This is a genomic window from Wolbachia endosymbiont (group B) of Melanostoma mellinum (genome assembly GCF_947251465.1).
Taxonomy (GTDB): Bacteria; Pseudomonadota; Alphaproteobacteria; order Rickettsiales; family Anaplasmataceae; genus Wolbachia.
The window spans coordinates 378,044-390,402 of sequence record NZ_OX366366.1 but is presented as its reverse complement, the minus strand read 5'-3'; the positions used below and the strand labels follow the sequence as shown (position 1 = coordinate 390,402).

At 33.2% G+C, this 12,359-nt stretch carries 15 protein-coding genes; 10 read left to right on the top strand and 5 right to left on the bottom strand.

Annotation, left to right across the window (positions count from 1 at the left end):
• Positions 1–196 precede the first annotated feature (196 nt).
• Positions 197–1,579, top strand: coding sequence for a chromosomal replication initiator protein DnaA (dnaA, locus tag OPR42_RS01705; RefSeq protein ID WP_265041624.1), 1,383 nt, complete (start codon positions 197–199; stop codon positions 1,577–1,579).
• A 157-nt stretch (positions 1,580–1,736) separates the two neighbouring features.
• A complete protein-coding gene (secF, locus tag OPR42_RS01700; protein WP_010401100.1) occupies positions 1,737–2,612 on the top strand; it encodes a protein translocase subunit SecF in 876 nt (291 codons plus the stop codon).
• Between the two features lie 5 nt (positions 2,613–2,617).
• Here secF and OPR42_RS01695 read toward each other — a convergent pair whose 3' ends face one another.
• A complete protein-coding gene (locus OPR42_RS01695; protein ID WP_010401102.1) occupies positions 2,618–3,142 on the bottom strand; it encodes a TIGR02281 family clan AA aspartic protease in 525 nt (174 codons plus the stop codon).
• A 113-nt stretch (positions 3,143–3,255) separates the two neighbouring features.
• Here OPR42_RS01695 and yidC point away from each other — a divergent pair, with 113 nt between their 5' ends.
• From yidC to nusB, 3 genes are read left to right on the top strand one after another with little or no spacing between them, the layout of a single operon-like run.
• The gene (gene yidC, locus OPR42_RS01690; protein ID WP_264682719.1) at positions 3,256–4,965 is read left to right on the top strand and encodes a membrane protein insertase YidC; all 1,710 of its coding nucleotides are present in this window, start codon (positions 3,256–3,258) and stop codon (positions 4,963–4,965) included.
• On the top strand, positions 4,943–5,371 hold the full coding sequence (locus OPR42_RS01685) for a 6,7-dimethyl-8-ribityllumazine synthase (protein ID WP_265041623.1): 429 nt from the start codon (positions 4,943–4,945) through the stop codon (positions 5,369–5,371). The genes yidC and OPR42_RS01685 overlap by 23 nt, the downstream gene beginning before the upstream one ends.
• The gene (nusB, locus tag OPR42_RS01680; RefSeq protein WP_265041621.1) at positions 5,371–5,853 is read left to right on the top strand and encodes a transcription antitermination factor NusB; all 483 of its coding nucleotides are present in this window, start codon (positions 5,371–5,373) and stop codon (positions 5,851–5,853) included. Before OPR42_RS01685 ends, nusB begins: the two co-directional genes overlap by 1 nt.
• A 105-nt stretch (positions 5,854–5,958) precedes the next feature.
• Here nusB and OPR42_RS01675 read toward each other — a convergent pair whose 3' ends face one another.
• Together OPR42_RS01675 and dut are read right to left on the bottom strand one after the other, a co-directional pair.
• On the bottom strand, positions 5,959–6,498 hold the full coding sequence (locus OPR42_RS01675) for a hypothetical protein (RefSeq protein ID WP_265041619.1): 540 nt from the start codon (positions 6,496–6,498) through the stop codon (positions 5,959–5,961).
• Positions 6,499–6,683: 185 nt separating this feature from the next.
• A complete protein-coding gene (gene dut, locus OPR42_RS01670; RefSeq protein ID WP_265041617.1) occupies positions 6,684–7,145 on the bottom strand; it encodes a dUTP diphosphatase in 462 nt (153 codons plus the stop codon).
• A 626-nt stretch (positions 7,146–7,771) separates the two neighbouring features.
• Between dut and OPR42_RS01665 the strand changes: the two genes are divergently transcribed.
• The 5 genes from OPR42_RS01665 to OPR42_RS01645 all read left to right on the top strand — a co-directional run bounded on the left by OPR42_RS01665 (position 7,772) and on the right by OPR42_RS01645 (position 10,564).
• On the top strand, positions 7,772–8,065 hold the full coding sequence (locus tag OPR42_RS01665; protein WP_063631247.1) for a hypothetical protein: 294 nt from the start codon (positions 7,772–7,774) through the stop codon (positions 8,063–8,065).
• 102 nt (positions 8,066–8,167) lie between these two features.
• The gene (locus OPR42_RS01660) at positions 8,168–8,698 is read left to right on the top strand and encodes a head-tail connector protein (RefSeq protein ID WP_007302801.1); all 531 of its coding nucleotides are present in this window, start codon (positions 8,168–8,170) and stop codon (positions 8,696–8,698) included.
• A gap of 307 nt (positions 8,699–9,005) precedes the next feature.
• Complete coding sequence (locus OPR42_RS01655) at positions 9,006–9,407, top strand: DUF3168 domain-containing protein (RefSeq protein WP_264730806.1); 402 nt, start codon at positions 9,006–9,008, stop codon at positions 9,405–9,407.
• Positions 9,382–9,771: a phage tail tube protein gene (locus tag OPR42_RS01650; protein WP_007302803.1), complete on the top strand. Its 390-nt coding sequence runs from the start codon at positions 9,382–9,384 to the stop codon at positions 9,769–9,771. Before OPR42_RS01655 ends, OPR42_RS01650 begins: the two co-directional genes overlap by 26 nt.
• A gap of 58 nt (positions 9,772–9,829) precedes the next feature.
• Entirely contained in the window at positions 9,830–10,564 is a 735-nt protein-coding gene (locus OPR42_RS01645) for a hypothetical protein (protein ID WP_214303365.1), read from the top strand.
• A gap of 52 nt (positions 10,565–10,616) precedes the next feature.
• On the opposite strand, the gene OPR42_RS01640 is transcribed toward OPR42_RS01645, so the two are convergent.
• Positions 10,617–10,991: a holo-[acyl-carrier-protein] synthase gene (locus tag OPR42_RS01640; protein WP_007302804.1), complete on the bottom strand. Its 375-nt coding sequence runs from the start codon at positions 10,989–10,991 to the stop codon at positions 10,617–10,619.
• Entirely contained in the window at positions 10,988–12,247 is a 1,260-nt protein-coding gene (proS, locus tag OPR42_RS01635) for a proline--tRNA ligase (protein WP_265041615.1), read from the bottom strand. Before proS ends, OPR42_RS01640 begins: the two co-directional genes overlap by 4 nt.
• Positions 12,248–12,359 lie beyond the last annotated feature (112 nt).

Below are 12,359 nucleotides of genomic sequence, written 5' to 3'. Positions count from 1 at the left end.
GGTACAAGCGACATTTACAAATTGATTGTTTTTATTTCAAAAAAATGATCAATTTTAGTGCTTTTATACTCTTTACAACTCGTCAAAAAATCCTCATAATTTTAGATATGTATTAAGTAGTGTTAGCTTTTTATCTTACAGTAAGCTATTGATTATCTTGCATCTTTCTGATTATTGTTCTTTCTTGGTGTGGTATATGGACTTAACTAACCCTAAGGTTTCTACTATGTTTTTTGATCAGATTATTACAGTAACGGACCACAATGTTACTTGGGAAAAAATCCAAAATTATCTCCATAATCTCTATGGAGAAGCAACATATAACAGCTGGCTGAGTTCACTAAGATTTATCAGCAACAGAAATGGAGAAGTTTTGTTGTCTGTACCAACAAGATTTATAAAGGAGTGGATTACAGTTCACTACATGGAAAAAATATTGTCATTATGGCAAAGCGAAGATCAAAGTGTATGTTCTATTGATATTCAATTAATTGAAGAAAGAAATTCAAATTCTAATACGATACTAAAAAATAGAGAGGAAAATAATCATAATCTTGGTTCACCACTAGATACCAGATTCACTTTTGATAATTTTGTGGTAGGAAAGTCAAATGAGTTAGCATTTACAGCGGCAAAGCGTGTAGCGGAATCTATAGATCCAATATCAGGAAGCAACCCTTTATTTCTATATGGTGGAGTGGGACTTGGTAAAACACATTTAATGCATGCTATAGCTTGGGACATAGTCAATTCTCCGTCAGCAAAAAGAAAAGTGGTATATTTATCAGCAGAGAAATTTATGTATCAATATATTACGGCGCTGCGGAGCAAAGATATTATGTTATTTAAAGAGCAATTTAGATCAGTAGATGTATTGATGGTAGATGATGTGCAATTTATCAGTGGTAAAGATAGTACACAAGAAGAATTTTTTCACACTTTCAATGCATTGATAGACCAAAATAAACAATTGGTTATATCAGCTGATAGGTCTCCTAGTGATCTTGATGGAGTAGAAGAAAGAATAAAATCACGACTTGGTTGGGGATTAGTTGCAGATATTAATGAAACAACTTTTGAATTAAGACTTGGTATATTGCAGGCGAAAGTGGAACGAATGAATATGTATGTTCCCAAGGATGTCCTAGAATTTTTGGCAAGGAATATAAAATCCAATATAAGAGAACTAGAAGGAGCATTAAATAAGGTTGCTCATACCTCTTTAATTGGAAGAAGCATGACAGTAGAATCAGCTAGTGAGACCCTAATTGATCTTCTTAGGTCAAATCATAGGTCAATCACAATAGAAGAAATACAGAAAAAAATAGCTGAATTTTTCAATATAAAGATTGCAGATATGCAATCTAATAGAAGGCTCCGCAGTCTTGCGAGGCCGAGACAAATAGCTATGTATTTCGCAAAGAAGTTTACGCAAAAAAGTTTACCAGATATTGGAAGAAATTTTGGTGGTAGAGATCATGCTACTGTTATACACGCAGTCAAACAAGTGGAAAATTTCATAAGAACTGACCCAAAATTTGCTGATGAAATCAATCGATTAAAAAAGATGTTTAAGTAGCACTTTATTAATGACAACCAGGCTGTTTTCATTTTTTTGATCAAATATCTTTTTCAAGTAGATTAAGTAAATCAAAGATCATTATTAGTATAAGCTAAGAGAAAATAGCTAGTCGATTGCTTAAAAAGTATATAAAATCACAATTTAAGTAGGAAATATGGCAATTAGACTTATTCCAGATAATCTTGATATAAAATTTAGTAAATATAGAAATTTGACAGCACTTGTTAGCGTTATTCTTATCATTTTTTCAATGCTTACTTTTATGCTGCGAGGAATGAATTTGGGTATAGACTTTACAGGTGGAATTTTGATAGAGATAAAATCTTCAAGCAAGGATGATGCTATTCTAGGTATATTAAAAGAGAGTGGATTTACGATACAGAGTTCAAAAGCTGGTGATAACTTAGTTGTGCGGTTTAAAGATGAGGGAGATGAAGATAAAATTAAAAAGGTTAAAAGTATATTAGAGAGCAAATTAGGTAATTTAGTAACTTATCGCAAAATAGATTATGTTGGTCCACAAATAGGCTCAACGCAGATATTTGAAGGGATATCAGCCATGTTAATTGCAATTATTGGAATATTTTTTTATGTTTGGCTTAGATTTAACTGGCAGTGTGGACTTGGTGGAATAATGGCACTGATCCATGATGTGATTTTAACTCTTGGCTTTATCAGTTTAACGAGTATTGAGTTTAATATTTCATCAGTTGCAGCTCTCCTTACCGTAATTGGCTACTCAATCAATAACTCAGTGGTTATATATGATCGGATTCGAGAGTATCAAAAAAGTGGAAAAAATGCAAAAATAGGTGAAGTAGTTGATGCCAGCATTAATTCGACGCTATTTCGCACTATGTTAACTTCAGGTACTACTCTTCTTGCCGCTCTTCCTTTAGTGCTGATTTGTACAGGTGTGGTCAGAGACTTCTGCTTAATCATTTCTTTTGGCATTGCAATCGGCACCTGTTCCGCAATATTTATCTCTGCTCCTATATTGACCTGCAGAGCGTTGATAAGTAGAGTATAGAACTTTTAACTACGATATAATATTAGCTTGTTATCCCTAATAGTGAAATGAAAATATCTCAAAAAGCTCATACCAAGTAATGAATGGGACATAGAGTGAGTATTAACACTAGCGTGCACATCATTAATTAAAAAATTTCCTATTTTAACTTGAGGTATTTGAACCACTCCAGCTTTTATTTGACCTTTTGCAGTTTCATATATTTTAAAGTCTTGAATGTTTTGTAAGTTAATACCAGCATGTAACGCATCTTTTTGCGATAGAACAATATCAGTTGCTCCGGTATCAAGCAAAAACGTTATATTACGATCATTGACTTGAGCTTGAATATAAAAGTGTCCATCGTATGACTTTGTAAATTCGATACTTCCGCCATTTTGAACCCTTCCTTTGTACGGTAGAAAAGTGCTCAGAAACCTATTGCTTAGTTTATCCCCTTGTGAATCAATAAACATTGCAGTAATGACTATTATCAGTAGCCAAATAACTAGATTTTTTGCTGCATTCATATTATTAAAATTTGAAGCCATAAGAGTAAATTTTTAAGATTAGCGTTAAAAGCTATTATTAAAAATAAGTAAATTTTATTGTTTTAGTACAATATTTAATATATACTTTAAGGAGGTATGTTCGATTTAATTTCATGTCAGAAGCAAAAAATTTAATTTTAGCAACAATTCTTTCTATATTGATTATAGTATTATGGCATATTATTTATGATAATTTTCTTAACACGAGCCAAAGCCAATCATCGATTGAAAATATTGAACATATCGAATCTTCTAACGACCTTGCTCCTATGATATACCAAAATCGTTCTGAAATTATTAATTCTACTAGAGAACAGAGAGTTAATTTAACCAATAACATGCTTGAAGGATCAATTTCTCTGAAAGGTGCAAGGTTTGATGACTTAATCTTAACTAACTACCACTTAGAACCGAGTTCTTCTTCTCCACAAGTGGTGTTACTGTCACCTGCAGAATCAAAAGATGTATATTTCGCAGAATTTGGGTGGCTCGATCCGAATGAAAAGATTAAAGTTCCAGATTCTAAAACAGTATGGCAAGCAGATAAACTCAATCAAAAAGAGGTCAATTTATTTTGGGATAATGAAAATGGCATTTTATTTAGAATGAAAATTAGCCTTGACGATAACTACATGTTTAAAGTTGAGCAAATTATTGAAAACAATACAAAAGATAATGTAGTTTTGGTTCCCTATGGTAAAATCAATCGTAAACGTGATAATATTAACGAATCCTATTGGATATCACATGAAGGAGTACTAGGTGCATTTAACAATAAACTAGAGGAGTGGACATATAAGGATATTTCCAAGAAACGTTTAATAAAGGCCAGCACAAGTGAAAAAAGTTGGTTTGGTTTTGCTGATAAATATTGGTTTACAGCTATCATACCTGAAAAATCTGATCAAATAAATGTAAGTATTAAGCATACGAATGTTAATAACATTGATAAGTTTCAAGTAGATTTTGTTAAACCTTACAAACACATACTCCCTGGTGCAAGTGTTTCTACTCTGAACTACTTTTTTGCTGGGGCAAAGAAGTTGAATTTACTTGATTCTTATAAAGACACTCTTAATATACCTTTATTTGATAAGGCTGTAGATTTTGGTGTACTTTATTTTATAACCAAGCCAGTGTTTTTACTGCTTGAATATTTTAACTTTGTTTTGAAAAATTTTGGCTTAGCAATATTATTGCTAACTTTAGTAATCAAACTTTTGATGCTTCCCTTATCTAATAGATCATATATTTCGATGTTCAAGGTGAAAAGCCTGCAGCCTGAATTAACTCGTATAAAAGAGTTGTACAAAAATGACAGCTTAAAGCAGCACAAAGAGACAATTGCGTTGTTCAAGAGAAACAATGTAAATCCAATGTCGAGCATTTTCCCTATGCTCATACAAATACCAGTATTTTTTGCTCTGTATAAAGTATTATTTGTTACTATAGAGATGAGACACGCCCCTTTTTATTTATGGATTAAGGATCTTTCAGCTTCTGATCCAACAAACATTTTTACATTATTTGGGTTGTTTAATTATAACTTTCCTATTTCTATAGGCATTTTACCTATAATTTTCGGCGCTACCATGATAATTCAGCAGAAGCTAAGTGAGAAAGATCAAACCAGTAAAGATGATATTCAAGTAAATGTTATGAAGTTTTTACCTTACATTTCTGTCTTTATTTTTTCTTCTTTTCCTGCCGGCCTGGTAATATATTGGATATTTAGTAATATTATAACTCTGGTTCAACAATCATTAATAAAGTTGCTTTTAACAAGAAAAGTAGGAATGAATGTCGAAAATACTAATAGTTAATTCAATTTACTATACTGAAGTAGCAAACCTTTTGCTTGAAGGTGCAACCGATAAATTAAAAGGCAGCAGCGCAAGTTACGATGTAATTGAGGTTCCCGGTGCATTTGAGATACCAGCTACAATTCTCTTTGCAGTAAAAAGCAAGAATGCTAATTATGACGGTTATTTAGCTCTTGGGTGCGTGATTCGCGGTGAAACTGATCATTATAAATACGTTTGTAAAGGAGTAATCGAAGGCTTAAATGAAGTTATTATGCATTATGCAATACCCCTTGGTATGGGCGTAATTACCGCTGACAGTAAAGATAAAGCACTAATTAGAGCTGACAAAAATAAAAAGAACGTTGGTGGCCATGCAGCCTCAACTGTTTTGCATATGATAGATCTACACAATAAATTAAAATAATGGAGGAAAAACCAGTAGATAAAAAGTGGCGCATAAAAAGAAGTACGGCAAGATTTCTTGCTGTACAAATTGCTTATTCAAATATTTTTGTAAGTTACAACAAAAGCACTTTTAAATTGGAAAATTGTGAGCTTAAGGACTACATAAGTAAGTTGAAAGATATATTTGAATGTGAAGAATTTGAACATCAGTTCTTAGAAAACTTGTTATATAAGGTTATAAAAAGCAGTGAAGAATATGATAAAATAATAGAGTCTTACTTACACCCAAGCTGGTCCCTTTCACGGTTAAATCTTATAAGCTTATCTATTTTGCGTGTTGCAATATGTGAGTTGATTAATTGCGATACACCAGTTCGAGTTGTTATCAATGAGTATACTAATATTGCATCTGATTTACTTGATAAACCAAGCGAAATTGGTTTTATTAATGGGTTATTGGATAAGGCAAAAGATGCAGTTAAATTAAATAAAAATCCTTAGCAGCTTCTCACAACTATATAAAAGTTAAGGCAATTCCCATAGTGAATTTGAGTAACTGACATTAAAAAAACGGTAGACTTAGTCTACCATTTTTATTTCGCTTAATTATTTATTTCTTCCGTTGTTCCCTTGTTCAGCTTCTGGTGCTTTAACAATTGAGCTTGGCACAAGTGTAATGATTAGTTCTTTATCATCATTTTCTTCAGTGCTAAAACCTAACGTTTTTGACTTTTCTTCATGTATTAATTCATACTTACCTTTATCATTTTTTCTTCCTAATGAATTTATCTTTAATAATTCATCATTTTTATCCATTTCCTTACTTGTAGCAGTAATGTAGTAACTGTTACTTTCTAAGCTAAAATCTATACGATACTCATCGGTGATAATACTGCCATTTTGCTTCTTATTTTGGTTGTGTTTTTTGATATACTCAAAATCTTCATCTTTTACTTTCACAAATAGATCTCTTTCCTTACTTATAATAACAATGTTCGGAGTTTTAGGCTCAGATATTTTATTGTTTTTGATGATGGAATATATTGCTAAACTAACCAGTGCAACAGCAACAAATGCTAAAACACTTATTCCAAGTGGTGTAGCTGCAAAAACTGCAATTGGCGCTAAAATCGAAGTTGAAGACACCCAATACGGTGTTTAAAGTGCTACTGCTGTGGCCTATAACATACAGAGAAGTAAGCGCTACAAGTGCAATGTTTGTTTTGTGACGGTGGTTTTTAAAAATTGACATAATTTCCTCTTAAAATAAGTTAATAATATATTAATATTATATGTCAAAAAATCAATACAGTCAACTTACATATAAAAAACTACCTGCCACTTGAGCCAAAGCCCCCTGCATTGCGACCGGTTTCTTCTGTGCAGAATTCTTCTCTGTCATCCCAAATTACCTGAGATACAGGAGAAATAAGGATTTGTGCAATTCTATCTCCTCTTTTTATTTCATATGGCTGATTACTTAGATTGATTAGGCAAACTTTAACTTCACCTCGATAATCGGAGTCTATAGTGCCCGGAGAATTTAAGACAGTGATTCCATGTTTTGCAGCAAGCCCAGAACGTGGGCGAACTTGCCCTTCAAAACCGTTTGGTATTGCAATTACAATGCCAGTTGGAATAAGTAACCTTTCAAGTGGATTTAAAATAACAGAGTCGTCCAATGCAGCATAAAGATCCATGCCAGCACTCTGCATAGTTGCATAACAGGGAAGAGGCAGGCTTTCGCCATGTGATAACTTTTTTATTTCTACTTTAATTTTATCTCTTTGCATTTTTGTTCACCAGTTATGAAAATTTGATTGTAGCATGTAAATTATGCCTGTAAAAGATAAGAAAACTACTTGACAAATGTTGCGAGCTTTCCTTATCATGACATTAAGGGTGTTTATGACTCAAAACTTGTTTTTGACCTGCAGACAAAAACTCAGTAAAAAACTTAAGGTACTTATTGGCGAAATTATAGTGGCTGCATGTCTTTTTTATTTTTTCTACATTCAGCCAAATCGCGCTTGTTAGCACATTATTACAGCGCCAACTTAAATTATTAAAACTCACTACGTGTGGGTTCTTTTGCCTTTTTTGCAATTAGTAATAATATTTTGGATTAGTTAGGAGTCTTATAGAGATGTCATTCCAGCACTTGATGCTGGAATCCAGCCTTTCTGCAATCTCATCGAAAACGTTGTACCACCTTTCTATGCTAGTTTGCTTGTGAGCAACTTGGATCCCAGTACTGGGATGACAAAAAAGGGCTACTTGAATGACATACTTGAATTTACGCTATAAAGTGAACCGGTTTGGTGTGCTGATTTTGTTTGCAGTTTCATAGTACGAATTTTTTACTTCGGTAGTCTTTTTATTGTCATTATAATTATAAGAATAGTTGAGGCCAATTAATATGAAAACTTTTACGAAAAATTTTAAAGGTAAGGAAAGAAAGCTAGAAGAGTTCAATGAGAAAGTTGAAGACATATCAGCTGTAGCTCAAGATAAGTTTGCACATGAACTTGAAAATATCGCATATGAAAGTGTGCAGAAATTTCGCAGTCTACTTGCTAAAGAAATAAACTCCACTTTCAATAACATTCATTCTCAGAATGTCAATCTACTAAAATCTGGCTTAGTAAACTTGATCAATAAAAAAGGAGAAACAGCGTTAATACGTTCTCTTCTCAATATACTTGTACGATAGAGTTGCTGCTGCAATTTAATATTAAGTGATAACTAAAATAAGTAAGATTTTTTATGGATAAGTCTTACTTATTTTAGCTATATATAGAAAAGGAGGGTTGTTATGTCAACAAGACTAAAGTATCCAATTATAAATATACAACGTAAGTCTAAGCCTAAATCTTTTCCAGTAACTTTAGGAGAGGTTAAATCTTTTTTACGAATTGAAAATGATCAAGATGATAAGTTGATTTCAAGTTTTATTTTTATGGCAACTGATTATGCTCAGTGGCATATGGAAAAGTCTCTAGTAAAGCAAACGTGGCAAGTTTCATATGAAGGTTATATACCTCGTAGAATCTATTTAAGCTATGGTCCTGTGAATAAAATAATATTGGCTACTGATAAGAATAGAAAACTTAGTTATTATTTTAGTGATATAGGAAGCTATATTGAATTTTTCAATTATTTGAACATAATAAGGGCTGATGTTGTATACGAAGCTGGTTATGATAGTGTTCCTGAGCAAATAAAGCTAGGTATTATACAGCATGTTTCTGCTCTCTATAAAAATCGTGAATCAGAAGTAAGTAGCCATTTATCTGAAGTGAAGAAGGTGTATTCTCCATTTCGCGAACCAAAGGTTGTTTTGTAGTTCCTGTTTGTCATTCAATAGCAGATACAACAGATGGTGTCATCCGAGTAGCCCCTTCGATGTCATCCCAGTACTGGGATCCAGTTTTTTCATGATCATCAAAACGTTGTATTTTAAAATAAAACGGCTACTTTTATGCTTACCAACTTAATAAAATTCCTGGATCCCAGTACTGGGATGACACCAAAAGAACTATTGGAATAACACCTTCTTAGTGGAAATTGATCACAATGTTCGTACAGTAAGCACTGACCATTTATTACGTAAATTATCTACAAATTGCAATGTTCTTAGCCGTATCTGTGAGATGGAAAAAATTCAAATTATAAATGAGTTGTATAATAGTATTTATGCAGCATTAAAAGCAAACTCTGATTTAAAGAAATATGTTACTAACATCTATGATTACCTGCCTAAGCAGGTTACTATTCCTTATCTGAGATTGTGCATAGTAAATTATGTTAACCTGCATATGCTATCTAATTTTGCTACAAAAGTAAGATTTTCATGCGACATATATACTTATCATATAAGCAGCATGCTTGCTGCTATAAAGCATGTTAGCTTGGTGGTAAAGAGCATTAGTAGTGAGACCATTTTTGAAAGTAATTGTGCTATGAATCAGCATGATGAAGTTTTACATTCAACAATTAATTTTGATATTTTAATACAAGGAGGTAGCGATGAGCAAATTACAGCTGAAAATTAAAGGTCATGACAATAATTTTGTTGTGCTGAATAATATACGAAACTTAAGGTTTACTTTGCGTAATAACAAAGAGGAGATGAAAGATATTTCCTCTTTTGGCTGGAGAAAAGTGCTTGATTGTGCTGGAAGTAGAAAGATTACAATAAAAATTAATGGCATTTTAAATTCAGTATTGGCTGATGAATTATTGCGTAATTCTGCAATGTTAAACTCTAATAATGATTATGAGATTAGTTTTAATGCTAAGGAGAAGATAAAACTCAGGTGTTCGGTTGAATTGTATGAGAGATATTATGATCCTGCCACTTTTGACAGCTTCACTGTAGTTTTAGCCAGTGCTGAAGTTGTGAACACTTTTCATTAGTGTTAATTTAATTTTTTCATATACAATAATAATAAGTAGGAATAAATTAAAAAAAATTATGAACGATGAGGATCTTTTCGAAGAAGGTGATGATAATGTTGAAGAGAATAGCGATGACAGAAGAGAAAGGAATTTGAAGAATGAAAATCAGCTTGAAGAGCAGTGCAAAGAGTATTTAAAACCTTTCGAGGATATTTTAAGTCAAATTGATGAAGGAGTTGATAATTTAGATAGTTACGAAAGGACTATGCAAGTAAAGCGAAGTATAGATAGGCTCATAGAAACCTTATATAGCCAAGCAGCATCTGAGGATATTGATGTAGAACTTGAAACCACAAAGCACACTCGCGATAAATCAGAATCCAAGAAAAGAGTTCTGGAAAAGAGAAAGAAACAACTGATGGAAGAGATCTTAAGTTTTCAACAACAAAAGGAGCTAATGAATAGTAGGGAAAAACATGAAGTAGCAAGTGATGGGGATGTTCAGAAGGCAAAAGCACGAGTGAAGTCTTCAATTAGGGGGGTGTTGTTTTCAGTTATTGCTCATAGAATGGATCCACGAAGGAGGGCAGGGGAAACTGCTGATGACAATGAAAAGCAAGCTCGTATGTACGGTAGAGAAGCAGTTGGTGGAGTTTTAGGTGGATTGTTCAAGGCGTTTTTAACTGCAGTTGCTGCTGTTGTGCGCGAAATTGCTAAACCACTTCAACATATGAATACACAAGAGACGTCTTTTGCAAAACAAGTTGAAGAAAGCAGAAACCAGGATTCACAGAAAGGTCGATCTGTGTAGGTCAAAGTATAATTTCAAAAAAATTTTTGAAATCGTATGTACTAAACAATATCTACTCAACGCAAATTACAACAAACGCAGTAGCATAATCTTGATCATCACTTAGAGAAAGGTGTATCTTGTAGTCTTTCGAGATGAAATCCTTTGTGATAGCAAGATGTGGTTTTCCCCTAATATTACTGTATATTTCTATATCTTTCATTATAATTCCTTGGCTGAATCCAGTGCCTAGCGCTTTAACAAAAGCTTCCTTTGCAGCAAAGCGTTTAGCAAAATATTTTGCTCTTACTTCTTGGCTATTATATTTTTTGCTTATCTCTATCTCCTTCTTAGTATAGACTTTATTGAGAAATTTTTCCCCGTATTTTTGTGATATTCTCAATATTCTGGGTATATATACTATGTCAGTGCCAATACCGTATATCATTTTGCGCTAAAACGATTTATTGCTTCTTCAACTTGTATTTCCTCTACCTCTCCAGTTGCCCTATTTTTTACTTCAACTATATTTGAAGTTACTGCTTTCTTTCCAATAATTATTTGCCACGGCAAGCCTATCAGATCCATTCTGGCAAATTTCACTCCTACACTTTCGTCCGTATCATCATAAAGCACTTTATCGCTTTTCAAAGCTTTGTATATTTTATCTGCAGCCTCCGTTACTTTTGTTTGTAAATTGATCAAACCAACTTTAAAAGGAGCTACTGCCTCTGGCCAGATAATTCCTTTATCATCATGGAAAGCTTCTATTATTGCGCCAACAAGCCTTGAAACTCCAATACCATACGAACCCATATGCATGTTAACATTTTTTCCATCTTGAGAAGTAACACTTGCCTTCATAGGTTTCGAATATTTATCACCAAAATAAAAAATATGCCCTATTTCAATACCCTTGCTAACATTTAACTGTTCTTGCGGTATAGGACAACTTTCAGGATCATGCATATCGTCTGCAACTGCATATATGCTCTTCAGGCTTTCAATATCTTCGCTTTCTAGTAATTCAAAAAGTTTATTGTCATAATATAGAGTGCTCTCACCGGTGTTTGCCAATATATGAAATTCATGACTTAAATTTCCTCCAATTGGTCCTGTATCTGCCCTCACTCCAATTGGAGTAAGTCCCATTCGTTTGAAGATTTTTATGTAAGTTTTATACATCAAATTATATGAATTCAGTGCACCTTCGTAATCTACATCAAAACTGTATGCATCCTTCATCAGAAATTCCCTGCCTCTCATAACGCCATAACGAGGTCTTACTTCGTCACGAAACTTCCACTGAATTTGATATAAACAAAGTGGTAAATCTTTGTAACTTTTGACCGTATTTCTAATCAAATCAGTTACCACCTCCTCATGTGTTGGACCAAAAAGCATATCGCTTTCATGCCTATCTTTAATACGTAGCATTTCTTTGCCGTAATCATCGTAACGTCCTGACTCTCGCCAAAGACTTGCTGGCTGCACACAAGGCATCAACACTTCAATAGCACCAATTTCATCTCTGATAATATTTTCAATATTTTTAAGTACCAAAAGACCAAGCGGCAGCCAAGAATAAATTCCAGATGCTGTCTGTTTGATTAAGCCTGCACGTAATAAATATTGATGAGAAATAATTTCAGCACCAGCAGGGGTTTCTTTTAAAGTTGGCAGGTAATATTGAGATAAACGCATTTGATAAATCTGATTGTACTAAGTAATCTTAATACAATCAGACCTGTAGGTAAACTTATTTAAAGTGTGTTGTGCCTACTTTGAGCTCATAGCCTTTGTTTTCTGCATACAA